Source organism: Christiangramia crocea, assembly GCF_022410465.1.
Lineage (GTDB): Bacteria > Bacteroidota > Bacteroidia > Flavobacteriales > Flavobacteriaceae > Christiangramia > Christiangramia crocea.
In genome coordinates, this window is record NZ_JAJSON010000005.1 from 36,143 (window position 1) to 62,149 (window position 26,007).

Genomic DNA, 26,007 nt, shown 5'->3' on the forward strand with positions numbered 1-26,007 from the left:
AAGAATAAGTATCTGAGATTGCCTTGTTTCGCTCCGTCACACTCCGCTCGCAATGACTCTTAGTTATAAAAACTTATTAGTGAAGTTTTTTGATCAGTTTCATTTTCTGATAACTGATAACTGCAAGAAGCCATTTCAAACAACTTTGCTATATTTACAGCCTACAACCACAAAATATAAATCACATGTCATATAACCTGCTTAAAGGTAAAAGAGGAATCATTTTTGGAGCCCTGGATGAAAATTCAATCGCCTGGAAAACTGCCGAAACAGTACACGCTGAAGGTGGAAAATTTGTGTTAACCAATGCGCCTATCGCAATGAGAATGGGAAGCATAAAGGAACTTGCCGAAAAGACAGGCTCTGAGATCATTCCGGCCGATGCGACGAATGTTGAAGACCTTGAGAACCTGGTGGACAAGGCTACAGAGGTCCTTGGCGGGAAGATAGATTTTGTTCTTCATTCCATTGGAATGTCTGTGAACGTTAGAAAGGGAAATCATTATACCAATATGAATTATGATTTCACTACCAAGGGATGGGATGTTTCTGCCGTTTCTTTCCATAAGACCATGCAGGTGCTTTATAAGAAAGATGCCATGAACGAATGGGGTAGCATCGTAGCCCTGAGTTATATGGCAGCCCAGAGGGTATTCCCTGATTATAATGATATGGCAGATAATAAGGCATACCTGGAATCTATTGCACGAAGCTTCGGATATTTCTTCGGAAAGGATAAAAAAGTAAGGGTAAATACCATTTCCCAATCACCAACACCAACTACTGCAGGGCAGGGGGTTAAAGGTTTTGACGGATTCATTTCATTTGCAGAAAAGATGTCTCCGCTGGGGAATGCAACTGCCCAGGAATGTGCCGAATATACCGTGACTATGTTCTCTGACTATACTAAAAAAGTGACTTTACAAAACCTGTTTCATGATGGTGGTTTCTCTAATACCGGAGTAAGCCAGGAGGTGATGGAGGCCTTTATAAAAGACGAAGAATAAATTACCAGAACCAGCTGAAAAAAATCCTTTGTCACTTCGAGCAGAGTCTGGAAGCAAGACAGGATAATTCTTCAGCTGGTTTTTTTATAACTTGCTTTCATGCAGCCCGAATACTCATTCATCATTCCGGTTTATAATCGTCCCGAGGAGATAAGGGAACTGCTGGAAAGCATGCGAAAACTTCCTGCTACAGTTGCTTTTGAAGTAGTGATCATCGAAGACGGCTCCGATCTTAGTTCAGAAGAAGTAGTAAAAGAGTATTCAAACCAGTTGAATATTTCTTATTACTTCAAGGCAAATTCGGGTCCCGGTGATTCCCGTAACTACGGGATGAAAATGGCTGAAGCAGACTATTTCCTTATCCTTGATTCTGATGTTATCCTCCCCGAAGATTATTTGCAGAATGTACATGAGTTCCTTTCTGCTAATTCGTGTGACTGTTTTGGAGGTCCTGATGCGGCGCATCCTTCTTTCAGCAATGTTCAGAAGGCCATAGATTACAGTATGACCTCTTTTTTTACCACCGGTGGTATAAGGGGTGGCAGGAAGGGAGTGAACGAATTTCAGCCACGTAGTTTCAATATGGGTATTAGCCGGGAAGCTTTTGAAAGCAGCGGAGGTTTTGGCCAGATACATCCCGGCGAGGACCCCGATCTAAGCCTGAGACTAAAGAAAGATGGCTTTAGCATTTGTCTTATAGCCGATGCAAAAGTATTTCACAAACGAAGGATAGACTGGAATAAGTTCTATATTCAGGTGAAGAAATTCGGCCTCGTGAGGCCTATATTGAATAAATGGCATCCCGGTTCGGCAAAGATCACCTACTGGTTCCCTACTGTATTTATTTTAGGTTTACTCTTTGCTACTGCTATGGCAGCTTTAGGAGAAGTTTTCTATATTGGTCTTTATCTTATTTATTTCCTAATTATTGGCATGGATGCTGCGATAAAATATAAAAGTATTTATATTGGGCTACTCGCTATAAGGGCTGTGATCGTTCAATTTTCGGGATATGGTGTAGGTTTTTTAAAGTCTACCATTAAAACAGGGATTATGAAAAAACAGCCTGAAAAGGAGTTTCCCCAGTTATTTTTTAAAAAAAGTACAGGTGCTTAAGAGACGAACTTTTAAAAGATCAAGTTTGAAGACCTTCAGTTTTTTTCTGGGGTTTGCAGCTGTTGTATGGGTACTGGTTCAGTTTTCAAAGACCTATACTCAATTGATAGAAGTGCCTCTTAATTATATAAATGCACCGCTGGATAAGAGTATTTCTGATGAAAAACCAGACCATGTGGATCTGCAGTTACAGGACAATGGTTTTAGCATCTATTATTATAAGATATTCAATCCCGGGCTTACCGTAGACCTTTCAAAAGCCAGGGAAACCGAAGATAACCTAGTTTACCGTCTCGAAAATCATCTTTCGGAGATAGAAGAACAGCTGAAGATAGATTTTGAAAAATCCAGGATCATTCAGGAGGAGATTCTGATACCTTTTCAGTTTAAAAAAGAGAAGATGGTGAAAGTGCTTCCCAATATTGAGGTGAACTATGCGGTGGGATATTCAGCCAGCGAGCCGGTTAGACTTGAGCCCGATTCCGTTAAGGTGAGTGGACCCAGGAAGATCATAGACAGCATCATTACAGTTCCCACTAGAACTATAAAACTTAACAGAGTGAACCAGGACCTTAACGGGACTGTGGAGATCGATACTTCAGATCTCGGAATGCTGAGCTTTTATGAGAATACGGTGAATTATTACCAAGAGGTTAGTAAATTTACTGAGGGTAGTGCCGAAATTCCGGTGGATGTCATCAACGTTCCTGAAGGTTTGAATCTTGCCTATTTTCCTAAAACCGTGATAGTATATTACCAGGTTAACCTGAAAGAGTTTGATAATGTAAGCGCTGCAGATTTCAGGGTGGTCTGTGATTATGAGAGTGTCTCTGAAGGGGATGATTACATGATGGCCCAGATAGTGGAAAAACCCGGGTTTATCAATAACCTGAGGCTTAATGAACGCAGGATACAATTTGTTATCAAAAGATGAAAATAGTAGGTCTTACCGGCGGAATTGGAAGTGGAAAAACCACGGTGGCCGGTTTTTTCAGAGACCTGAATATTCCTGTTTATATCGCCGATGAAGCCGGAAAAAGATTGATGAATAATTCTTCACAGATCCGTGAAAGCATTATTTCGCTTTTCGGGGAGGAATCCTACAATGGAAATAGCCCTAACCGTAAACTTATAGCTTCCCGCGTTTTTGGAAATACTGCGCTTTTAGAAAAACTCAATAATATCATACACCCGGCCGTGGAGGCCGACTTTAAAAAATGGGTCCAGGAACAGTCTGCAGATTATGTGATCTATGAAGCCGCCATTTTATTTGAGACAGGCAGTTATAAAAAATGCGATCTCAATATTTTGGTGACCGCTCCACGAAAGTTAAGAATAGACCGACTTCAGAAAAGGGATCATAGCTCTAAAGAAGAAATTCAGCAAAGAATGGACAACCAGTGGAGTGATGAAAAGAAGAGGGGACTTGCCGATTTCATAATAGAAAACGAGGAATTACAGCATACCAGACATCAGGTTGAACATATTCACGGGGAAATCTTAAAAGGAGGCAAAAATTGCCAGAAGTTCTGTTAACATTTGGTTAAACACTTTAATGTCTAAATGTTAAAATACTACTTTTGAACGCATGAATAAGAAGCTTTTTGTCCTTCTCGTTGCCCTGATGAGTTTGTCCCTAATCGGTATCATTTTTGTTCAGGGATATTGGATTAAAAGCACGATAGATGACCGGGAGCAGCAGTTTTCTTATAATGCAAAACAGGTTTTATTAAGTGTTTCGGAAGAGATCCAGAACAGGGAAATCGAAAATTATTATTTTCAATTCAAAAATCCTGACAGCACTAACAGTAAACTTAGTGACAAGACATTAACGGAATATTTTTATTCCCGTAAAGGAATTAACCCAAACGAGACCTATTTTAATTCTGAAACCATATTAGAAGAAGATTATAAAGTCACCTCTGGTTTTTTGCAATTTGCCCAGGACAGTATACAGTTCACCAAAATGATCAATAAGAGGATGACTGATATCGTGAACACTAATCGGCTGGATGGGGATAATCTAAGCGCAAGGCAGCGAATTGAACATATAGAACGTATTTCACGGATGGAAGAGGTGGAAAAGGATATTCTTCGTTCCGCTATTTCTGAACTTGTGGCAAGACTGCCTGTACATAAAAGGGTTTCTAACGAAACTATTAGAGAGTTACTGAAAGATGAACTGGAAGGCAGAGATTTAAAGAGTGATTTTGAATATGGAGTCTATAATAATTCCATAGAAACCAATCTGCATTCAGATAATTTTAGCCTTAATCATCCTGCAACCTATGCTGTGCCATTATTTATGGATAGTGTAAGCAGCGGTAGTTATCAATTATTGGTTAACTTTACTAATAAGAAAGAAGCGGTATTGTCATCAGTAATCCTGATGGCCTGTCTCTCGATTATATTTACACTGATCATCGTGATCGCATATTCAAGTGCACTTTCGCAATTGATCAAACAAAGACAGATATCACAGATAAAGACAGACTTTATAAATAATATGACCCACGAGTTCAAAACGCCTATTGCAACAATCAATCTTGCTCTGGATGCGATCAAGAACCCTAAGATCATGGACGATAAGTCTAAGGTCTCAAGGTATCTGCAGATGATAAAGGATGAGAACAGGAGAATGCATGCACAGGTAGAGAATGTGTTGCGTATCTCCAAGCTGGAGAAGAATGAACTCGACCTTAAAAAGGAAAGACATCAGTTACACGATCTAATTCTGGATGCTATAAGTCATGTTGAACTCATCGTTGATGATCGTGGTGGCTATATACAGACTCATTTTGGAGCTCTACGCTCCTCGGTCCTGGCTAACCAGGATCATTTTACCAATGTGATCGTCAATATTCTGGATAACGCCATTAAGTATTCAGAAGGCGCTCCAAAGATCGATATTTATACGGCCAACGTTAAGAACTATATCTATTGTGAAATCAGGGATCAGGGAGTTGGAATGAGCAAACTGGTTCAGAAAAAAATATTTGAAAAATTCTATCGTGAACACACCGGTGATATCCATAATGTGAAAGGTCACGGACTCGGTCTTGCATATGCAAGGCAGATAGTGGAAGACCATCACGGGCAGATCACCGTGAATAGCGAAAAAGGAAAAGGAAGTACTTTTATTATTAAACTACCACTAATATCTTAAATACATGGAAACTGAAAACAAGAAAATTCTGTTAGTAGAGGACGATCCGAATTTCGGAACAGTTCTTAAAGACTACCTCGCAATGAACGATTATGAGGTGACTCACGCCAAAAATGGAATGGAAGGATTTGAAAAGTTCAAAAAAGACGATTTTGACCTTTGTATCCTGGATGTGATGATGCCTTATAAGGATGGCTTTACCCTGGCAAAGGAAATACGTGATAAGAATGAAGAAATACCTATCATCTTTCTTACCGCCAAGGCGATGAAAGAAGATGTGCTGAAAGGATATAAAGTAGGGGCAGACGACTACCTGAACAAACCTTTTGACAGCGAAGTGCTTCTCATGAAAATAAAAGCTATCATGCAGCGTAAAGCGACTGATAGTGTTGCCGACAGCAAACAATTCGAATTCGAGATCGGTGATTTCCACCTGAACTCAAAACTGAGATTCCTTACCTTCAGGGATGAGGAACCACAAAAGCTTTCTCCAAAAGAGAATGAACTGTTAAGATTACTGGCATTACATGAGAACGATCTTATGCCAAGGGAACTGGCACTTACCAAGATCTGGAGAGATGATAACTATTTTACTTCCAGAAGTATGGATGTGTATATCGCCAAGCTTAGAAAATACCTGAAAAAAGACGAGAATGTGGAGATACTGAATATCCACGGAGAAGGTTTCAGACTTGTTGTTAAGAACAAGGAGGAGACCCAGGCTTAAAAGTTTATTTCAGTTTCCGGGAGAGATACTGCATCGCGGGACAGAACGTGATGCAGTATAGCTTTCGCTATATGCTTTTAAAGCAGGTGATTTTCCCGGTTATTTTTCTTTCCGGTCTGTTAAAGACCAAAAAATCCAATCTTAGCATAATTTTAAGAACGGTTTTCCTACAATACTTATCTTTATGGCGTTCACCAAATAAGCCCGGATTTGATAAGTGCAGCCGAGATATGTTATTCCAAGGGCTTTCCGCTACGGAAGGCTTGCGCTTTTCTATTTCTTTTTTTTACCGTTACATTATCTTTTTCCCAGCAGCCTTCTTACACCTGGGCGGATGGTACTGATCTGGAATTTATAAATGTTAGGTTTTCTGATCTTTTGAATTTTGAAGCCAAGAGTGACAGGTTAATTATTGCAATTGAAACAAATCCGGCGGGGGAGGTGTATTTTCTCACTTATGGAAATGGGATTAAGCATATCGATTCAAATGGTAATATTGAAGACTTTATTAGTGGAGATCGCCTTACTGCACCCATGGATTTTTCTATTAATAGTCAAGGAGAATTTTATGTCGCTAATAATGCTCCATTGGAAAGACAGATTATAGTTTATTCCAGTACTGGGGTTTATCTACCGGGTAAAACAATTGGAAACGGAGAGTATGGAATAGGTCCGGACAGATTCAAAGGGCCGATGAGTGTAGCTTTTGATTCTGAGGACAACCTTTATGTGGCAGATCATTATACGGGAGATAATGAGGAAGCCACTGATAAAAGCCACGTTAAAATATACTATACTGATGGTAATTTTGTTGAATTTGATAATGTGGAAGGAGCAGCAATTAATTTTCCCTATCGGATTGCTGCTGATAATCAGGGAAAAATTTATCTAGCGGATCTAGGATCTGGTAATGGTAGATTACAGGTAATTGGAATAGATAAGAATAGTGACCCTTATATGCCCTATTCAGAAGGAATAATTTCTAGTTCTAACTTAGGTTCTCCGGGTGATATTGTAGTAGATTCTAATGGTTATGTTCACGTTGCAGATTTTGGTAATGATATCAATCTTACAGCGATTCTGGGTGCGGCGGATGATCCATCTCAGCTTGTCGATGCATTTGATATTATCAAAAACGGTATCCAACAAAATAAGTTCGATATTGATGTATTTGCTCCGGATAGAACTTATAAATTTTCAATTACTGAAGAAATTGACCTGGCAATTGATCTGGCATTAGATTCATGCGATTCATTTTATGTGAATAACTTTATTTTGTCAGGAACAAAAGGGACAGCATGGTTATTTTATGCTGATATGAATGCAAATCTGGATTTTGATTTGGAGATTTATAAAAGGTCTCCCAGTAATGATAATGTTGAACCTATCGCCCAATGTGTGGGTAATTTTGACTTGGTACTTGTAGACGGTTCAGCATCGATCAGTGTACCTGATATAAATAATGGTTCTAGTGATAACTGCGGGATAGCAAATATTAATCTTTCTCAAACGACTTTTACAGAAACCGGTGTCTATGATATAATAATGACGGTTACTGATAATGCAGGGAATCAAGATACCTGTCCGGTACAGATTACGGTTACAGGGGGAGAAGAACCTACCCTGGATATTGCCTGTTTAGAAAATAAAGAAATACAGCTTATAGATGACCAACCGGTCACTGTCTTCGCAGAGGACCTTGTTAATAGTGACACTTCTGGTTTATCATTTAGTCCTGCAAGTTTTGAATTTAACTGCTCAGATATTGGAACTCAAAATATCAGTGTTAATGCAACTGATGATGAAACCGGTGCAACCGATTCCTGTGTGGTTGCTATAACAGTGAAAGATGTAGCAGAACCTATAATTTCGAATTGCCCTGACGACAGAACTATTCCTCTCGTGGAAGGTGAAACCTATGTAGTGCCTAATTTTAAATCTGAAGCTACTTTCTCGGATAATTGTTATACAGGGCTTTCTTATTCTCAAGTTCCTGCTGCCGGTAATGAAATAAATGAATCCACACCGGTTACAATTAGGGTCACAGACGACTCTGGCCTTTTTGATGAGTGTACTTTTCAGATTACTATAGAAAGACAGCAACCACCTGTTGCAGAATGCAATGACTTTGAAATTGTGCTGGATGAAAACGGAAATGCAAACCTAACAGCCGAACAGGTGTATTCCGGAGACAATGAAGATTTACAGCTAGATATTGATAGGGATAGTTTTAATTGTTCTAATCTTGGTGAGAATTCAGTTCAGCTTACCGTTACAGATCCGAATACTGGACTTACAGACACTTGTACTTCAACGATAACCGTTATAGATTCTACAGCCCCGGTATTTACAGATTGTCCAGCCAGCAATACTACTATTAGTTTAAATGAAGGAGAGACTTATACAGTCCCGGATTATAGTACTCAGTTAAACTATGTTGACAACTGCGATTCAGAGCTTACATATTCTCAAATACCTTCTCCAGATACTGAAATCTCTGAAACAACTGCGGTAATGATCACCGTCACCGATGATGCGGGATTAGAATCACAGTGCTCTTTCGATATTATTATAGAACGGGTGGAAGAATTTAGCATTCAATGTGTTGAAAATTACACCGCAGAGTTGGGATATAATATTAATACCGTCGAGATACCAACAGCTGATATGATAGTTGGAGATACTTCCGGAATAGAATTCGATATTGAAATCCAGCAATTCTCCTGTGCAGATATTGGTGAAAAAAGTATAATTATCAATGCCACTAAAACTGAAACCGGGGAAACCGCCAGCTGTACCGTAGATGTAAATGTGGTAGATAAGGGAAGACCTTTGATTGTGTGTCCGGCAGAGGCTCAATACAGAGAAATAGCATCCAGTGGAGTTTTTGTATTACCCGAGGTGGTAGGTCTTGGCGGAATTGCAGACAACTGCTCTCCAGATGAAGACCTTGTAATTGTACAGGATCCGCCGGCTGGAACCGAATTTACCGAGGAAGGTGACTATAGTATTGATGTTAGCGCAACAGATCCCTATGGTAATGAGGAAACCTGTACGGTTGTATATAGTTTATCCCGGGCCAACTCCCTGTCATTAAACTGCCCCGGCGACTACGAAGTATTTGCCGATGAGAATTGCCAGTATTTTGTTCCCGATTTTTCAGACATCGTCCAGGTCTCACCGCCAGGAGCAACCATCGAACAGTCCATAGAACCCGGCAGCACGACCATCACAAATGCCGATCCTTTTATCACTATTACGGCAACCTATGAAGATCAAGTGGAGAGTTGCGATATCTACCTACTATTAAAAGATGAAATTGATCCGAGTATTAACTGTATTGCAGACCAGACTGTCACTATCAACGAAGGTGAAACCTATACCTTACCCGATTACAGGTCTCAGCTGCAGGTAAGTGATAATTGCAAGAATTACCAGGTAGTTCAGGACCCGGCAGCCGGCACTGAAATCACCCAGGATACCGAAGTGGCATTTACGGTGACCGATCAGGCGGGGAATATGGATACCTGTAGTTTTCAGCTTAACCTGATAACCGAAGGAGCGCTGGCCATAGGCTGTCCTCCGGATAAAATAGTATCTCATGAGGCCTGTCCATACTCAGTTCCCGATTATACAGATGAGGCAGAGGTAGTAAACGGTGACGGAGCGGAAGTAACCCAGAATCCTTCACCAGGTAGCGTGATAAATGGTTCAGAATACGAGGTGACACTAAGAGTAGAAAAGAATGGGGAGTTTGCTGAATGCAGTTTCCTTGTGACAGTTGTGGATGATACAGCTCCCGAGGCAATCTGCGTCGAAAATTATGAGATAAGCCTTAATGAAGGGGAGACGGTGACTCTTGCTCCTTCCCAGATAGACGATGGTTCTACAGATAGTTGCAGCGCGGTAAACCTGAGCCTAGATAAAACAGAATTCACTTCAGCCGATGAAGGAGCCAATACGGTGACCCTTACTGTCACCGATGAGGCTGGAAATGTGTCAAGCTGTGAAGCTACCGTTCAGGTGACTGTCACTAACATAGATGTTAACCAGCCGCCGGTGGCTTATGACGAGGAATACACCACGGAGATCAATACAAGCTTGAATGTTCCCGCTTCTAATGGAGTCCTCGTAAACGATACCGATCCTGAGAATGATGAGCTTACAGCAGTCCTGGATACGGATGTGGAAAACGGAACACTTCAGCTGAATGCTGATGGTTCCTTTACTTATACACCAGATACTGACTTTGTTGGTCAGGATTTTTTCACTTACAAGGCCAATGACGGAGAGTATGATTCGAATACCATTTTTGTGTCTATCAACGTGGTGGATAGCAGCGGCGAGTTTGGATGTACTTCACAGGTGGTTCTGGGGCTTGGGACCGAAGGGGAAGCCAGCCTGGATATAGGGCTGCTTTATCATGGAAATGCGGAAGGTATCGTATTAAGTGCCGATCAGCTTTTATTTGACTGTGATGATATAGGGGAAAACACGGTGACCCTTACCTATACCGGAAGGCTGGATGGAACCTGTGAGATCCCGGTAATGGTGGTGGATGACGCTCCACCGGTTCTGCAGCTCAGGGATATTAGTATAGATCTTAACCTGCAGGGGGTTGCCACTATCAGTTTTGAGGATATCAATAATGGATCTTATGATGAATGTGATGTGGATGTGACCTATACATTGAGCAAGATGGTTTTTAGCTGCAAGGATCTGGGAGAGAATATCATTCAGGTAACTGCAGAAGATGAAAGCGGGAATACTGCAACTGCTTCAGCTATCGTAAGGGTTTTTGCTGAAAAAGAGATTTGTACCGATCCGCTTCCCGGCCCGGAATATATATTTATCTATCCTAACCCGAATTCCGGAAGTTTTAAGGTAGCGACACCCGGAGATGTAACCATTCAGCGTATCGAGGTTTTCGATAAAAGGGGCAGGTTCATAACGGCGAGGAATTATGCAACCACCGATACCGAATATGCCATGCACCTGGTTCCTTTACAGGAAGCTGTTTACATACTGAAGCTGGTAACCAATGAAGGGATTTATATAAAGAGAATGATCTTTAAGCGTTGATCTGTTCTTCCAGGTAGTTGAAGATTTTCTGGCGGTCTTCATCAAACTCAAACCATTTTATCTCAGGATCTTTTCTAAACCAGGTGAGTTGTCTTTTGGCAAAGCGCCGCGTATTCTTTTTGATCTCCGAGATTGCTGTCTCCAGATCAGTGTTCCCGTCAAAATATTGAAAAAGCTCTTTATAGCCTACTGTATTCAGGGCATTCAGCTCACGTTTTGGGTAAAGTTTTTTAGCTTCTTCAACCAGCCCGTTCTCAATCATCATATCCACCCTTTTATTGATCCTGTCGTAAATGATCTCTCTCTCAGCAGTAAGTCCAATACTAATGGTCTTAAAATCACGCCCGGGTTTTTCTTTGTTCAGGAAAGAAGAAAAAGTCTTTCCCGTGGCCATACATATTTCAAGCGCCCTTATAAGGCGATGAGGATTCTGTTCATCTATATTTTTATAATGTTCGGGATCCAGGGCGAAGAGCTTTTGCTGTAGCCAGTCTATCCCGTCTTCCTCCAGGTGACTGTTGAGCTTTTCTCTTATTTCAGGGTCAACCTCCGGAAAGTCATCCAGGCCTTCGGTCACGGCTTTAATATAAAGTCCGCTTCCTCCAACCATAACAGCAACCTGTCGTTTCCGGAATAATTCATCCAGTTTTTTGATCGCATCCCTTTCAAAATCACCCACAGAATATTTTTCTTCCACTGAAATATGCTGAATAAAATGATGGGGTGCCGCCTCTAATTCTTCAGTTTCAGGGACCGCGGTACCTGTCTTCATCTCCTTGTAGAACTGCCTGGAATCGGCCGAAATGATCTCTGTATCAAAATGTTTTGCCACTGCTATCGCCAAAGAGGTCTTCCCTATGGCAGTAGGGCCAATTATATTGATGAGAAAATTACTCATTTAGTTTATATCCGCAGTTATGACAGAATTCGGAATGGTCCAGGTGGCGGGCCTCATTGCAATTTGGGCAAACCTGGGTATTGGTGATGGGTTTATCGGTAGTTTTGCTGAATTCGGCACTTACTATTCCTGTTGGTACAGCAATAATGCCATAACCGGTGATCATAATTACCGAAGCGATAAGCCTGCCCAAAGGTGTAACCGGAGCAATATCACCAAATCCGACGGTGGTTAGGGTCACTATACACCAGTAAATACTGAGGGGAATATTGTCAAAACCGGAAGCTTTGCCTTCTACCAGGTGCATCAGGGTTCCGGCTATGATACAAATGATGAGAACTGCAAACAAAAATACCAGGATTTTTGCTTTACTGTTCCTAAGCGCGAGCATCAGTTTTCGTGATTCGCCAATATAACGGGTGATCTTCAAAACCCTGAAAATCCTGAGAAGTCGCAGAGCTCTAATAGCGAAAAGAAGGTTGGTCCCTCCAAAGATGAAACCTATATAACTTGGGAGTGTGGAAAGCAGATCTACGATCCCGTAAAAGCTGAAGATATATCGCTTGGGCTTATTAATCGCGATGATTCTAACAATATACTCAATGGTGAATATACCGGTGATGATCCACTCTGCGATATAGAATTGCCAGGCATACTTGTAGAGAAGACTGGAGATACTCTCCATCATTACCAGTACAACACTTATAATGATAACTATGAGAATAGCAATATCAAAAAACTTACCCGCTGGCGTATCTGCTTCATAAATCACTTCATGAAGCTTAAATTTCCAGTGGGGGATTGGTTTCTTTTCTTTCACGTTAGGTTAAAAGTATAAAAAATTCCGGAAGATTATTCCTGAATAGATAGTTGGATGATCCGGAAATTATGCTTTTTACGCAAAAAGCTCTGAATTATATGCTGGGCGTCGCGATTATTATTCATTGGTGTAATAATGGAACGTATAATATCCAGGTTGTTTATCTGGTGATTGAGGTTGAAATAACCTACACCCTTAAATTCACCATCCTCGATAAGTAAAGCACTCTTCTCATCAACCTCGCGGCCCCTGCCTATTAACAGCATATTCTGGTTCTCATAGGAATGTTGACCAATAAGTTCCATCACCCTTTCATTATATTCTTGCGGGCTTTCTTCTTCAACACAGGCACCAAAACAGCTTTTTATAGTATAACCAAAGCAATTGCCAGTGCCGCCATGTAAGCCTGCGAGCCTTTCACAGAGTTCAAATTCCTCTACCCATTTGGTGAGGGAGTTTTTTGCAGATCTCAGGCTGCTGAAAGTGGTGATATTCTTCTTATTCTTACTGGCTCTCCCAATTTTAAGGTTCACATAGCCATTCTCGTCGGTGAACTGATAAAGAGCATGACTGAAAATATCCCGTTTCAAAGCACGATTATATCGTGGTTTTATTTCTTTTATTTCCTGGTTCTCCTTTAAGAGTGCAATAAGTTCATTTCCCGTAAGCTCATAGGAAACCGAAACCACTTTGCGCTGCATTTCCTGTGATTTTGGATTATCGTTGGTGAAATGCTGGTTCACTCTTTTTTTAATATTCCGGGATTTACCTACGTAAATAATCTCTCCATTATCGTCATGAAAATAATAAACCCCGGTAAGTGAAGGTAACTCTTCCAGGATATACACCAGTTTGGTGTCCATCATTCGTTTTGGTTCCTTGCGAACATATTCTTTCAGGATATCTTTTTCCACATCCTTGGCAAGAAGCATTTTAAAAAGTTTGATGGTTGCCTGGGCATCTCCTGCTGCCCGGTGGCGATCGCTTAGTGGAATACCGAGTGACCTAACCAGTTTTCCAAGGCTATAGGAAGGAAGTCCCGGGATGAGTTTTTTGGATAGTTCTACCGTGCACAAACTTCTCCTTTCAAAGTCGAAGCCAAGCCGGCGGAATTCGGTTCTCAGGATTCTGTAATCGAATTTAGCATTGTGAGCCACCAGGATACAATCCTGGGTGATCTCAACAATTCGTTTGGCCACCTCATAAAATTTAGGTGCATTGCGAAGCATCTCATTATTGATACCGGTAAGGTTCACCACGAATGGCTGAATGGCCTGCTCAGGATTCACGAGGCTAATGAACTGATCTGTTACGGTATGACCGTCAAACTTATAAATCGCAATTTCGGTGATCCCTTCTTCATTGTATTTACCACCTGTGGTCTCTATGTCTAATATAGCGTACAAATACTTCTCTCTTCGTTAATTATAATTTCGGGCGCCAAATATACTACTTCCAATCCGAACCATAGTCGTCCCGCATTCCAGAGCAATTTTGTAGTCGCCGCTCATTCCCATTGACAGTTCTTCAAGCTCGGGAAAGTCCATCTTCAATTCTTCAAAAACCGATTTCAAATACCGGAATTCTGATTTTACCTGGTCTTCATCATCGGTGAAGGTGGCCATTCCCATCAGGCCAATGATCTTCACATTTTCCATTTTCGCATAAGCTTCTGAAGCAAGAATCTCTCTGGCTTCTTCATCAGAAATGCCAAATTTGGAGTCTTCTTCGGCAATCTTTACCTGTAGCAGGCAGTTAATCACCCGGTCGTTCTGTTTTGCCCGTTTGTTGATCTCCTTCAGAAGTTTCAGGCTGTCCACGGCATGGATCAGTGACACAAATGGTGCCATATATTTCACTTTGTTCCTTTGCACATGGCCAACCATATGCCACTCGATATCCTGCGGGAGTTCTTCCCATTTATCGGTCATTTCCTGGATCTTGTTCTCGCCAAATATTCTTTGACCGGCCCGATAAGCTTCGAGAATATCTTCGTTAGGCTTGGTTTTGGAAATAGCTACGAGCTTCACACCTTCGGAAAGCTCGTCTTTATATTGTTTGATATTTTCAGAAATGTCCATCCTTTATTCTTTAAGACCAGGATTTATTAAAATTGTAGCGGCCGTGGTAGTACCTGTATTGAGTCCTGTTCAGAACTCATATATCGTAAGACCGCTACGTAATTTAGGTTCAATATAAGTACTTTTTGGTGGCATAGTCAAATTTTCATCTGCAATTTCCTTAATTTCTTCAATTCCAGCCGGAAGCATACCAAAACCGACTGCAAATTCCCCATTGTCAACTCTTGTTTTAAGCTCTATGAGGTCATTGCGGCCATGTATATATGCGATTCGTTTATCATGCCTAAGATCTTCAATTCCGAGTATCGGTTTCAGAATCTTTTCATATAGGATATAAGAATCCAGCTGGCTTAGTGAGTCGGTGAACTTATACTGAGTCTTACGAAGGTAGAGCGAATAGTATTTCCCTTCCAGGTACATATTGAAATGATGCTTTTTGGAAGGTTTATAAATTTCATGTCCGCGATCTTCTATTCTGAACCATTCATCCAGCAGGATGAGGAACTCTTCTTTGGAATGGCCATTAAGATCTTTGATCAGCCTGCTGAATTCATAGATCCTCAGGTTACTTTCTGAAATCAGGTAGCTCATAAAGAAATTATAGGTTTCTTCTCCAGTATGATCAGGATTATTTTCACGGCTTTCTTTGGCCAGTAAATAAGAAGAGGCACTGCGATGATGCCCGTCTGCGATGTAGATCTTTTCCAGGGCGTCGAATTCGGCCTTTATCTTCTCTATATTTTCAGGCTTGTCTATTAACCATAAGGAATGTAACTCCCTGTTATAGGTAGCGAATTCATATTCCGGTCTAGATTTCATTCGCTCTTCAAGAAGTTCATTAATCACCGGATTATCAGGATAAGTAAGTAAAACCGGTTCTGTATTGAATCCCACGACTTTCAGGTAATCCTTGAATAGTTCTTCCCGGTGAGCAATGGTATCTTCGTGCCGTTTTATAAGATTTTTTTCATAATCTTCAACGCTGGCAGCAGCAATTATCCCACAACATGTGGCTTCCCTGCTTTTTATCTGATAGATATAATAACAGGGACTTTTATCCTGGATAAGCGTATTCTCTTCCTTGAATTCAAGGTAGCGGTTCCTTACCATCCCAAAGCGTTTCTCTCCGCCAATCTCATGCTGAAATTTATAGCCGGGATTTATGATGTGTAAGAATGAATAGGGATTGAATTCCAGCTGGGCACGAAGTTCCTCTTCACTATAATCTTCATAAGAACGTGAAGCAACCAGGCCCGCATAAGCCGGCGCCGGCCTTACTGCCTTAAATGGTAGGATCTTTGTCAAATTATTCTTAATTTATTTTGAGTGTGAATAATAGAATTCTCCCTGCGGTCGAAATGACGATCTAGAGGTTTCATTTCGAGGGAGTCCATCTAGACGATCGAGAAATCTCATTCTTAGATACTATCTGCTAAACTGAGAAGAAATCTTTTCAGCCTTTTTGCTTTCAGAATAGTCATAGAATCCTTCACCCGATTTAACACCAATCTTTCCGGCTCTCACCATATTGGTCAGAAGGGGGCAGGGTGCATATTTTGGTTTCTTGAAGCCGTCATACATCACCTCAAGTATGGAATGGCATACATCAAGCCCTATAAAATCGGCCAGCTGAAGTGGTCCCATAGGATGCGCCATTCCAAGTTTCATTACAGTATCTATTTCATAAACTCCTGCTACTCCATTGTAAAGCGTCTCAATAGCCTCGTTGATCATTGGCATCAGGATCCTGTTGGCCACAAAGCCCGGATAATCGTTTACTTCTACAGGTACTTTATTTAGTTTTTCTGACAGTTCCATCACCGTTTTGGTCACTTCATCGCTGGTATTATAACCGCGTATGATCTCTACGAGTTTCATCACAGGTACCGGGTTCATAAAATGCATTCCTATCACACGCTCCGGTTTCGATACCGCCGAAGCGATCTGGGTAATAGAAATGGAAGAGGTATTAGTAGCAAGAATAGTGTCTTCAGAAGTATGCTGATCAAGATGCCTGAAGATCTTGAGCTTTAGCTCGGTATTCTCTGTGGCTGCCTCTACTACCACACTTGCAGATCCAACTCCTTCTGAAATATCCGTATAGGTAGTGATATTTTTCAGGGTTTCGGTTTTTTGTTCTTCAGAGATCTTTTCTTTGGCCACCATACGGTCCAGATTTCTGGAGATAGTGTCCATACCTTTTTTCAGACTTTCTTCAGAAATATCTATTAACTGAACTTTATAGCCGTGCTGCGCAAAGGTATGAGCAATCCCATTCCCCATGGTTCCGGCTCCAATTACTGCAATGTTTTTCATTTTGTTGGTTTTTAATTTTCAAAGTTGCCGTCAGGCTGAACTCGTTTCAGCTTCTATATTAACCTGAAACAGATCATGAAATCGAAGATTCAACAGGGTTAAACAAGTTCAGGATGACGTATTTAAACTTCATATTCATTATCTATATATTAAAACCGGCAATCACCTGGTTTGCCACTTTCAGTGCCCTGGCTCCCTGCTCCATGGTAACCACCGGCTCTTTACCATTTTGAATGGCATCAGCAAAACTCTCGAGTTCGTCCAGAATGGCATTGTTAAGGGAAACCTCAGGATTATCAAAATATATCTGCTTTTTCACTCCTTCGGCATTCTGAAGTATCATGGCATAATCATCAGGTTTTTCAGGAGCATCCTTCATCTTAACCACTTCACATTTCTTATCCAGGAAATCTACTGAAATATAGGCATCCCTCTGAAAGAATCGCGATTTTCTCATATTCTTCATAGAGATCCGGCTGGCGGTAAGATTGGCCACACAACCGTTCTCAAATTCTATCCTGGCGTTAGCGATATCCGGAGTGTCGCTGATTACCGAAACTCCACTGGCATTGATTTTTTTAACTTCAGATTTCACCACACTTAGCACCGCATCTATATCATGGATCATCAGGTCCAGCACCACCGGCACGTCGGTTCCTCGAGGGTTGAATTCAGCCAGACGGTGAGCCTCAATAAACATTGGGTTTTCTATACGATCGGCCACTGCCTGGAAAGCAGGATTGAATCTTTCCACGTGTCCAACCTGGCCTTTTACATTGTGCTTTCTGGCCAGTTGTATCAGTTCCTGCGCCTCTTCGAATGTATTGGTGATGGGTTTTTCAATAAAAAGATGCTTTCCCGCAGAGATCACTTTTTTTGCAACCTCAAAATGGGACAGGGTGGGAGTCACCACGTCTATCATATCACATTGGGCGATAAGATCGTCCAGATTTTCGAACATTTTGTAGCCGAATTCAGAAGCTACTTTTTCGGCATTTTGCCTGTTGGCATCATAAAATCCGATCAGTTCATATTCTTCGGACTGTTTTAAAAGTTTCAGATGGATCTTTCCAAGATGGCCTGCGCCCAGGACTCCCGCTTTCAGCATATTTTGCATTTTTCACAAAAATAGCATTTTGATATTAAATACTTTATAAAATAAGGCCAAATCCCGGGAGTCTTTTGCTTGGGATAAATCAGCTTGTTTCCCTAATTTTATAGCCTGATTAAAGCATAACCAAGTTGAAAGATACCTATAGACATCAGGGCAAGAGACAGCAATTGGTAAAGACCGTAAAAAAGAAGGGAATTACTGATGAAAAGGTGCTTGCTGCCATAGGAAAGATCCCGCGCCATCTCTTTATGGACAGCAGTTTTGAAGATCATGCCTACCAGGACAAGGCATTCCCCATTGCGGCCGACCAGACTATTTCCCAGCCCTATACCGTGGCATTCCAAACCGAACTTCTGGAAGTAAAAAAAGGAGAGAAGGTCCTGGAGATTGGTACGGGTAGCGGCTATCAAACGGCGGTGCTCTGTGAACTCGGTGCAAAGGTATACAGTATAGAACGCCAGCGGGAACTGTATAAAAAGACCAAGAGCTTTCTTTCAAAAATAGGCTACAGGCCAAAGCATCTAAGTTTCGGCGATGGATATAAGGGCCTTCCTGAATATGCTCCTTTCGATAAGATCATTGTTACGGCTGGAGCTCCCGAGGTTCCAAAAGAACTGCTTGGACAACTTAAGGTAGGGGGCAGAATGGTGATTCCCGTTGGCACTGAGGTGCAAACCATGACCCTCTTTATAAGAAAATCTGCCAAGGAATTTGACAGGAAGGAGTATGGAGCCTTCAGGTTTGTGCCCCTTCTGGGAGATAAGAACTAAAGCTAAGCAGAATAAAGAATTTCAATGCTGGTAGTTTCAAACAATGAGACTCTTCACTTGGCTCAGCGTTTACAGGGAGGAAACAAAAAAAGCCCCGAAATCCGGGGCTTTTTTATTTATAAATTCTAATTAATTATTTTCCGGTGGTATCAATAGCTTTATCAACCACAAGTCTTTCATCCCTGTTTGCGATTTCCCAGGCGGTTAGAAAGACCAGCTTTGCTCTTTTCGCTAAAACCTCATACTCGATCTTATCTGGAGTATCGGTTGGTTTATGATAATCGGCGTGAGTCCCGTTGAAATAGAAAATGATCGGGATGTTATTCTTAGCGAAATTGTAGTGGTCACTTCTGTAATAAAAACGATTAGGATCGTTCTCATCATTATAGGTGTAATCCAGGTCAAGGTTCATATACCTGGCATTTACTGCTTCGCTTAAATGATGAAGTTCTGTACTCAGCTTATCGCTTCCAATAAGATATACATAATTGTCATTTCCCTCATGCTGTGGATCTATACGGCCAATCATATCAATGTTAAGGTTGGCAACTGTATTTTCCAGAGGGAAAATAGGTTCATCTGTATAGAATTTAGAACCTATAAGACCTTTTTCCTCTCCGGTAACGTTAAGAAAAAGTATGGATCTTTTTGGGGTGTATCCATCTTTGCTGGCTTCAACAAAAGCTTCAGCGATCTCCAGGATACCAACGGTTCCCGAGCCATCATCATCGGCCCCGTTATGGATATTACCGTCTTCATCTATACCCACGTGGTCGTAGTGAGAAGAGATCACAAGAACTTCTTCAGGTTTTTCTGAACCTTTAAGGAAAGCCACCACATTTTCGGTAGGTTTTACATTTCCTCTTTTAAAGTAACTTGTGGGAACCTCCTGGAAATAATCGTCCCCTCCAATAGGGGAAACAAGCTCAAGCTCCTTATACTCTGTTTTAAGATATTCAGCGGCTTTTTTCTGTCCGGGCTCTCCAGTCTCACGACCTTCGAATTCATCACTTGCAAAAATGTAAAGATGTTCTTTTAATTCAGTTGCAGTGATAGTATTTGCATATTCCATAGGATCTGCATTCTCAATTTTCTTATTTTGAGCACTGCAGGCTGTAAGGATGGCCGGAATGACCAATACAAGTATATTTTTCATTTTAAGTTTGAATTTTATTTTAATGCCGGGCAATATAGCAGATTTAACCTGAAAAAGCGGAAACCGAAAGCCTAAAAAACCTATAAAAATCCACTCACTCTGCCAAAGCCTTTTCTATAGCCTTCTGTACCAGGGGCTCCATCACATCATAACCTTTTTCGTTAGGATGGACCCCATCTTCTGAAAATTCCTTTTTCATTCCCCCATCCTCTCTGGCCATATGGCTGAAATAATCAAGATAGATATGTCCGTTTTCTTCGGCATAAGTCTTAAGCCAGGAATTGATTCTGGCGATCTTTGAGACCGGTTCCAGGCCGGGACGCCAAGGGTAATCGTAAACCGGAAGCACAGCACTTAATATCACTTTTATATCTTTTTGTTTTGCCAGCACGGCCATGGCTTTGATATTATCAGTAATCATTTTTACAGAAGAGAAACCTGTATTACCTGCAATATCGTTAGTGCCTGCCAGGATCACCACGGCTTTGGGATTCAGGTCCAGTACATCCGGGGTGAACCTTATAAGCATCTGTGGGGTGGTTTGCCCACTAATACCTCTGCCTGCATAATTATTCTTTTTAAAGAATTCAGGATGCATATTTTTCCAGCCTTCGGTAATAGAGTTGCCCATAAAGACTACCGCAGGCCATTGGGAATTCTTTATGATCTCCTGATTTTCGTCATGATAGCGTTTTAGCTCAGCCCAGTCCTGTTCCATTAATTCCTGGTAATCTTGATTTTGTGCGTTTAAAGAAAGAAAAATTAGAAGAAAGCAGGTGAAAGAAAGCAGATATTTTAGCATGAATAGAGATCTAAATAGGTTGAACATATATTTTAAAAGAGTAAAAATATCAAAAAAGCTTGAAATAGAAGCGGCTATGGAAAAGCCTGAAAAAAGTTTGGGAATTAGTTGTTGTAAATTAGAAAAGCTTATTATATTTGCAACCGCTAAAGGAGAAATGGCAGAGTGGTCGAATGCGGCAGTCTTGAAAACTGTTGAGGGTCACACCTCCGGGGGTTCGAATCCCTCTTTCTCCGCAAAGAAAAAACCGCAACGGATGTTGCGGTTTTTTTGTTTTAAGTCAGTTTCAGATCTGGCAGATCCGTTAGAAAAATTGAGATACTTCATTTCTTTCTTCTAAACATATTGTCAACATTCACAACTGATGCTTGTAGTTATTTTCGATGCCATCTTCTGGTAAACCAACAAACACATAATTGGAGGAATACAGTTAGTAATATGGAGATGAGTAAATGTTGCAGAATAAGAGATGTGGGTCCAGAGAGTATAGTTGGATGAGGGAAAACATTTTCCGGGGAATCTTCAATGATGAAACCCATAACTCCGAAAGTCAGAATTAACGCTATGTACAGGCTATAAAATATACCGTTCTTTTGTCTGGTCCATTTATAATAGACAGCAAAGGATACCCAGAATACCCACAGAATCCAGAGGATTAGAAAGTAGGAGGTAAGGTTTGCCATGTTTGAACTGTCTTTCTGAATCTTCAGGATGAGAAAAATAAGATTAAATTCTTCGCATCGTTCATTATGAACTAAGGATAATAATCAATTATTATTTCTCAATTGTTAATTAAAGCTTTCTAACCCAGATATTCCTGAACTGCACCGGGGTGCCATGGTCCTGGAGAGCGATCACATCTTCGCCATGGGCTTCAGGATAGTTGTGTAAGCCAATATAAAGGGTAAGGCCCTGTATACTGGTGTTGTGTTGCACTACGACTCCATTGTGTAATACAGTGATCCTGGCGGGACTTTCCAGGTTGCCGTCTTCCCCAAATCGCGGAGCGGTATAGATCACATCGTAGGTGTTCCATTCGTCAGGAGAACGCATGGCATTTACCAGGGGCGGCTTATCTTTGTATATGCTTCCTGCCTGGCCGTTGCTATAGGTCCGGTTGTTGTAAGAGTCAAGTATCTGCAATTCATACCTGTTTTGAAGAAAAAGACCACTGTTTCCCCTTCCCTGTCCCGAATACTGGACCTCATCTGGGGCGCTCCATTCAAGGTGTAACTGTACATCGCCGAACTTCATTTTTGTCTGAATGCCGCCGGTGCCGGGAACTACTTCAAAATACCCATCTTTGATGGCCCAGGGTGCCGGTTTACTGGTGTCTTTCTGGCTCACCCAGTGTTCCAGACCGTTAGCATTAAAAAGTTTAATAGCGTCTGAGGGAGCTTCTCCAGGCTTGTCTCCAGGAGTGATCACTTCTACCTCGGGTTCCCAGATCTCCGTCATTTCCGGTTTCATGGGCATGGGGGATTCTTCGGGTGGTGTGGTGGGATAGTTTTTTTGAGCAATAGCAGAGGTGGAAGCTAAAATTAGGATCGTCAACAGATAATGATGGCTTTTTTTCATGAAATTTTATTTACTGATTCAATGCTTCTAAAATAAACACTTTTTTATGGCTTCAGCCAGAAAATAGAGAAGAAGAGAGCAATATTTCTTTTTAGACTTAAATGAATGGAAGCAAATAAGAGGCTGAAGTATAAAGAATAGACAATCAGGATTCCTGATCTAAGTCTTCATTTTTCTTTCATTAAGGTAAGCCTTATCGGTAAGGTCCAGGATCATAGGGGTGATACTCGTTTTGCCGTTTTTGATGGCCCATCGATCAGAGTCCTCTTCTTCAGGTTCTACTGGAAAAACTGTGAACCAGTAATGCTGCCTTCCTATAGGATCCTTTCCCATTCTTTAAAATTCGTCTCTACTCCCGAATGAGATTTCCACTAATATAACGGGTATATAAAATTTAAAAACCGGCTGAAAATTTTCTCACTATCAGACTTCGGAAACGACGTTAAATAATATCTAAATTTATTTATCAGAACAAATTTTTAGTATCTTTATGACTGTCATTCAGGGTGCTACATTAAGTTGAGCTGAGAATACACCCGTAGATTGTCTGGATAATGCCAGATAAAGAGTATGACATTCAAAGGGAACAGTTAATGTGAAATATTCATTTTTGTTCCCTTTGTTACTTTTAAAGAATTCTCAAATTTCTGGTATCCTGGCCATTATTCTGAATAGTTCTGCTTTGCTGTAAAGAAGTTTATTCTGCAGTAAGATGTTCTTTTGACGGGCCGCTATCAAACTGGATTCCCTTGAATTCACAAGGAAAACTGAACTTTCTCCCAATTCAAGCTTTCTTTCTTCTGCGCGAAGCATTTTTTCATAGCTGTCTATGAGGTTGTTCATTATTTTACTCTGCTCACTGAGTGACCCTACTTCTGTCCTAAGTGAGAGGATCTTGTTCTGTAAGGTCACACGTTGACTTATAAGATCAAATCCTGCGTTCTCAAGTTTTAGTTTGGCCAGTTGCAGTTCACCTCTTTCTTTTCTCAGGAACAATGGAATGCTGAAATTCATTCCAAATTTATAATCATCATAATTAAGGCTGTTAATTCCCTCAATTTCACTGCTAAGAAAGTTGTATTCGAGGTCAAGTTTGGGGAGGAGCTTGTTTGCTTTTAATTTTTTATCAAATTCAAATGCCCGAATCTTATAATTCAAAGACCGTAATTTAGGATGATCATCTAGATCAGAAAGTTCATTTATCTCAAGGATCTCATCTAACTTTACCGGTAATTCCCTATCGGGGAACATATTTTCCTTCAGTTCCAGTGGCGTATTTTCCTGTCCCCATAGAAAATTAGATAGGTGAAGAGATGCCTTCATGTAATCAAGTCTTGCCTGTTCAAGATTTAATTTACGGTCCTGGACGGTAAGACTGGCTTCAAGGGTATCTATGGCCGGTTTGTCACCAAGTTCATAACTTTTTACAATTCCCTTGAAGCGGGTTTCAGCATTTTTGGCGAAGTTCCTGTAAAGCAACAAGTGTCTGTAGGTTTTCAACCAGTCAAAATAAGCCAGCGAGGCTTCATACAGTATACTGTTTACAGCGATTTGTCGCTCAAGTTCTGACTGCTCCCGAAAGATCCTTGCCTGTTTTAGAGAAGCCATTCTTTCATTGATGAGAAGTCCCTGGGCTACAGGGATGGCAATTCCTGCAGAAAATAGGCCGTCTTCAGGTGTCTTATTCTGTGGATTCAGAAATTCACCTGAGTTATTTTCAAATTTTGCTTTAAGTTCAATACCATACCAGGTTGGGATCTTAAAACTGGAAGTAAGAATATCATAATATTCAGTCTGCTTGAAATCTTTTCGGTCATAATCCACTTCAATTTTAGGGTCAAAATTTCCCCTGGATTTTCTTACTTCAGCTTCAGCCCGGTCTACCATTATCCCGGCCTGTTTCACTACGGGATGATAGGTTTTGACCATATTTAAATATTCTCTGAAGCCAAGCGAGAGACTGTCTGTTTCCTGTGAACTGAGTAAGGAAGGCAGAATTAACAACAATATGAAAATCCCAGTGTGCTTCATTTTTTTTGTTCAATTTTGTTTTCAGGATCATAATAATTTGGAGGGAAACCATTAAGATGGCGCCATATCTCATACCAGATTGGTACATCCTCCAAAAGAGCCAGTGTATTTGCTCCAGAGCCTATTCTAAGGGCATCGGGCCATTCGTGATCTTTAGAATCCGGGGCCAGTAATACCCTGTATTTTCCATTCTCACTGATATAATTTTCTATAGCTACGACCTCTGCACCATAGGTCCCATAAGAAACATTTGGCCATCCGCTGAATACAATTGCAGGCCAGCCGTCAAATCTTACGCGAACTTTCTCTCCTACATGAAGCAAGGGTAAATCCAAAGGATTTACAAAGGTTTCCACGGCAAGATCATAATTAGCCGGCATAATATTTACCAGTTTTTCTCCTTCCTTGAAAGTTTCACCTATACCCCCAAACAGGGCCTTATTAATGTAACCGTCCTGCGGAGCTCTCACATAATAGAGATCTTCCCTTAGATCATAATTAACATAGGCATTCTCAAGTTTACTTACTTCTGCTTCAGTATCGAATCTCATTGACCGTGCTGTAGATCTTTCGCTCTTTGTTTTTGAGATTTTATCACTATATTCAGCGGTGATCCTGTTTATTTCCAGTTTTGCATTTATAAGTTCGTTTCTACTTGCCATCAGTTTATTCTGCTGTGAAATAAACTTAGCCTGGTTTTCCTGGAGTTTCAGCCTTTTTTCTTCAACATCGGTAACAGCCTTCAGGCCTTCCTCCTGCAATTGTCGGGTTCGGTTATATTGTGTTTCGGCTATACTAAGATTGGTCTTTGCCGCTTCCAGGTCTATACTATCGCTTAGAATTTTTAATCTGGCCTGTTCCAGTTTATTCTGGGCCTGTTCCAATTTAAGTTCCCTTTCCTGGTTTAAAGCAATTATCTGGTCTTCCAGGGCTTCTATCTTTTCATCATAAGAAACCAGGGAGTTTGATTTGGCCCTCACCTGATCACCGGTTCTTTTTACGAGCTCAGGGTCCATATATTCATTTTTGATCTCAGTAATATGGAGAATAGTATCTCCTTTTTCCACGAAATCCCCTTCTCTTACAAACCACTTGTTGATCTGTCCCGGGATGGGAGATTGAATGGTTTGAGGGCGATGTTCCGGGTTTAGGGTAGTGACTGAGCCTGTTCCGGAGATCGTTTGAGTCCACGGAAGAAAAAGGATAATGATACCCGCTGCGCTGAAGTATTTCAGAAAGCGATTGAAATACTTATAATGCCGCTGGTGGAAAACCTTTTTGCCAGCTTCGTATTGGCTAAGGTCCACCTTTTCGTGCAATGTATTTTTGGTGATGTTTAACAT

21 protein-coding genes and 1 tRNA gene are annotated in these 26,007 nt (G+C 41.0%); 9 read left to right on the forward strand and 13 right to left on the reverse strand.

Annotation, left to right across the window (positions count from 1 at the left end):
• Positions 1–185 precede the first annotated feature (185 nt).
• From LU635_RS01385 to LU635_RS01415, 7 genes are all read left to right on the forward strand, one after another.
• A complete protein-coding gene (locus tag LU635_RS01385) occupies positions 186–1,007 on the forward strand; it encodes an enoyl-ACP reductase FabI (protein WP_240095395.1) in 822 nt (273 codons plus the stop codon).
• 99 nt (positions 1,008–1,106) lie between these two features.
• Entirely contained in the window at positions 1,107–2,123 is a 1,017-nt protein-coding gene (locus LU635_RS01390) for a glycosyltransferase family 2 protein (RefSeq protein ID WP_240095396.1), read from the forward strand.
• Between the two features lie 25 nt (positions 2,124–2,148).
• Positions 2,149–3,057, forward strand: a complete 909-nt coding sequence (locus LU635_RS01395; protein WP_240095397.1) for a YbbR-like domain-containing protein — start codon at positions 2,149–2,151, stop codon at positions 3,055–3,057.
• Complete coding sequence (gene coaE / locus LU635_RS01400; RefSeq protein WP_240095398.1) at positions 3,054–3,659, forward strand: dephospho-CoA kinase; 606 nt, start codon at positions 3,054–3,056, stop codon at positions 3,657–3,659. Before LU635_RS01395 ends, coaE begins: the two co-directional genes overlap by 4 nt.
• A gap of 52 nt (positions 3,660–3,711) precedes the next feature.
• Complete coding sequence (locus LU635_RS01405) at positions 3,712–5,289, forward strand: sensor histidine kinase (RefSeq protein WP_240095399.1); 1,578 nt, start codon at positions 3,712–3,714, stop codon at positions 5,287–5,289.
• Between the two features lie 4 nt (positions 5,290–5,293).
• A complete protein-coding gene (locus LU635_RS01410; RefSeq protein WP_240095401.1) occupies positions 5,294–6,016 on the forward strand; it encodes a response regulator transcription factor in 723 nt (240 codons plus the stop codon).
• A gap of 210 nt (positions 6,017–6,226) precedes the next feature.
• Entirely contained in the window at positions 6,227–11,098 is a 4,872-nt protein-coding gene (locus LU635_RS01415) for an Ig-like domain-containing protein (RefSeq protein ID WP_240095402.1), read from the forward strand.
• On the opposite strand, the gene miaA is transcribed toward LU635_RS01415, so the two are convergent.
• The 7 genes from miaA to LU635_RS01450 form a co-directional block, all read right to left on the reverse strand.
• Positions 11,088–11,996: a tRNA (adenosine(37)-N6)-dimethylallyltransferase MiaA gene (miaA, locus tag LU635_RS01420; protein ID WP_240095404.1), complete on the reverse strand. Its 909-nt coding sequence runs from the start codon at positions 11,994–11,996 to the stop codon at positions 11,088–11,090. The genes LU635_RS01415 and miaA overlap by 11 nt on opposite strands.
• A complete protein-coding gene (locus LU635_RS01425) occupies positions 11,989–12,816 on the reverse strand; it encodes an ion transporter (protein WP_240095406.1) in 828 nt (275 codons plus the stop codon). The genes miaA and LU635_RS01425 overlap by 8 nt, the downstream gene beginning before the upstream one ends.
• A 32-nt stretch (positions 12,817–12,848) precedes the next feature.
• Entirely contained in the window at positions 12,849–14,222 is a 1,374-nt protein-coding gene (locus tag LU635_RS01430) for an exonuclease domain-containing protein (protein WP_240095408.1), read from the reverse strand.
• A gap of 15 nt (positions 14,223–14,237) precedes the next feature.
• Positions 14,238–14,897 (reverse strand): YggS family pyridoxal phosphate-dependent enzyme, encoded by a 660-nt coding sequence (locus LU635_RS01435; protein ID WP_240095410.1) that lies wholly within the window; start codon positions 14,895–14,897, stop codon positions 14,238–14,240.
• Between the two features lie 69 nt (positions 14,898–14,966).
• Positions 14,967–16,202, reverse strand: coding sequence for a DUF1015 domain-containing protein (locus LU635_RS01440; RefSeq protein ID WP_240095412.1), 1,236 nt, complete (start codon positions 16,200–16,202; stop codon positions 14,967–14,969).
• 120 nt (positions 16,203–16,322) lie between these two features.
• Positions 16,323–17,213: a 3-hydroxyacyl-CoA dehydrogenase family protein gene (locus tag LU635_RS01445; RefSeq protein ID WP_240095415.1), complete on the reverse strand. Its 891-nt coding sequence runs from the start codon at positions 17,211–17,213 to the stop codon at positions 16,323–16,325.
• A gap of 142 nt (positions 17,214–17,355) precedes the next feature.
• Positions 17,356–18,321, reverse strand: coding sequence for a Gfo/Idh/MocA family protein (locus LU635_RS01450; protein ID WP_240095417.1), 966 nt, complete (start codon positions 18,319–18,321; stop codon positions 17,356–17,358).
• Positions 18,322–18,455: 134 nt separating this feature from the next.
• Here LU635_RS01450 and LU635_RS01455 point away from each other — a divergent pair, with 134 nt between their 5' ends.
• Positions 18,456–19,097: a protein-L-isoaspartate(D-aspartate) O-methyltransferase gene (locus LU635_RS01455; RefSeq protein ID WP_240095419.1), complete on the forward strand. Its 642-nt coding sequence runs from the start codon at positions 18,456–18,458 to the stop codon at positions 19,095–19,097.
• 133 nt (positions 19,098–19,230) lie between these two features.
• Here LU635_RS01455 and LU635_RS01460 read toward each other — a convergent pair whose 3' ends face one another.
• Together LU635_RS01460 and LU635_RS01465 are read right to left on the reverse strand one after the other, a co-directional pair.
• Positions 19,231–20,253 carry a M28 family metallopeptidase gene (locus LU635_RS01460; protein ID WP_240095421.1) on the reverse strand — a complete coding sequence of 341 codons (1,023 nt, stop codon included), beginning with the start codon at positions 20,251–20,253 and terminating at the stop codon, positions 19,231–19,233.
• 94 nt (positions 20,254–20,347) lie between these two features.
• Positions 20,348–20,971, reverse strand: coding sequence for an SGNH/GDSL hydrolase family protein (locus tag LU635_RS01465; RefSeq protein WP_240095423.1), 624 nt, complete (start codon positions 20,969–20,971; stop codon positions 20,348–20,350).
• Positions 20,972–21,206: 235 nt separating this feature from the next.
• Here LU635_RS01465 and LU635_RS01470 point away from each other — a divergent pair.
• A tRNA-Ser gene (locus tag LU635_RS01470) sits at positions 21,207–21,291 on the forward strand.
• A 556-nt stretch (positions 21,292–21,847) separates the two neighbouring features.
• Here LU635_RS01470 and LU635_RS01475 read toward each other — a convergent pair.
• The 4 genes from LU635_RS01475 to LU635_RS01490 form a co-directional block, all read right to left on the reverse strand.
• Positions 21,848–22,633 (reverse strand): 3-keto-disaccharide hydrolase, encoded by a 786-nt coding sequence (locus LU635_RS01475; RefSeq protein WP_240095425.1) that lies wholly within the window; start codon positions 22,631–22,633, stop codon positions 21,848–21,850.
• Between the two features lie 159 nt (positions 22,634–22,792).
• Complete coding sequence (locus LU635_RS01480; RefSeq protein WP_240095427.1) at positions 22,793–22,966, reverse strand: hypothetical protein; 174 nt, start codon at positions 22,964–22,966, stop codon at positions 22,793–22,795.
• Between the two features lie 306 nt (positions 22,967–23,272).
• Positions 23,273–24,664 carry a TolC family protein gene (locus LU635_RS01485; RefSeq protein ID WP_240095429.1) on the reverse strand — a complete coding sequence of 464 codons (1,392 nt, stop codon included), beginning with the start codon at positions 24,662–24,664 and terminating at the stop codon, positions 23,273–23,275.
• Entirely contained in the window at positions 24,661–26,007 is a 1,347-nt protein-coding gene (locus LU635_RS01490) for an HlyD family secretion protein (RefSeq protein WP_240095431.1), read from the reverse strand. The genes LU635_RS01485 and LU635_RS01490 overlap by 4 nt, the downstream gene beginning before the upstream one ends.

Coding starts and splice junctions, on each gene's coding strand:
- LU635_RS01385 (WP_240095395.1), top strand. CDS start 186: ATGTCATATAACCTGCTTAAAGGTAAAAGAGGAATCATTTTTGGAGCC.
- LU635_RS01445 (WP_240095415.1), bottom strand. CDS start 17,213: ATGAAAAACATTGCAGTAATTGGAGCCGGAACCATGGGGAATGGGATT.
- LU635_RS01490 (WP_240095431.1), bottom strand. CDS start 26,007: ATGTTAAACATCACCAAAAATACATTGCACGAAAAGGTGGACCTTAGC.
- LU635_RS01465 (WP_240095423.1), bottom strand. CDS start 20,971: ATGGAACAGGACTGGGCTGAGCTAAAACGCTATCATGACGAAAATCAG.
- LU635_RS01390 (WP_240095396.1), top strand. CDS start 1,107: ATGCAGCCCGAATACTCATTCATCATTCCGGTTTATAATCGTCCCGAG.
- LU635_RS01450 (WP_240095417.1), bottom strand. CDS start 18,321: ATGCTGAAAGCGGGAGTCCTGGGCGCAGGCCATCTTGGAAAGATCCAT.
- LU635_RS01485 (WP_240095429.1), bottom strand. CDS start 24,664: ATGAAGCACACTGGGATTTTCATATTGTTGTTAATTCTGCCTTCCTTA.
- coaE (WP_240095398.1), top strand. CDS start 3,054: ATGAAAATAGTAGGTCTTACCGGCGGAATTGGAAGTGGAAAAACCACG.
- miaA (WP_240095404.1), bottom strand. CDS start 11,996: ATGAGTAATTTTCTCATCAATATAATTGGCCCTACTGCCATAGGGAAG.
- LU635_RS01480 (WP_240095427.1), bottom strand. CDS start 22,966: ATGGGAAAGGATCCTATAGGAAGGCAGCATTACTGGTTCACAGTTTTT.
- LU635_RS01435 (WP_240095410.1), bottom strand. CDS start 14,897: ATGGACATTTCTGAAAATATCAAACAATATAAAGACGAGCTTTCCGAA.
- LU635_RS01460 (WP_240095421.1), bottom strand. CDS start 20,253: ATGAAAAATATACTTGTATTGGTCATTCCGGCCATCCTTACAGCCTGC.
- LU635_RS01475 (WP_240095425.1), bottom strand. CDS start 22,633: ATGAAAAAAAGCCATCATTATCTGTTGACGATCCTAATTTTAGCTTCC.
- LU635_RS01410 (WP_240095401.1), top strand. CDS start 5,294: ATGGAAACTGAAAACAAGAAAATTCTGTTAGTAGAGGACGATCCGAAT.
- LU635_RS01405 (WP_240095399.1), top strand. CDS start 3,712: ATGAATAAGAAGCTTTTTGTCCTTCTCGTTGCCCTGATGAGTTTGTCC.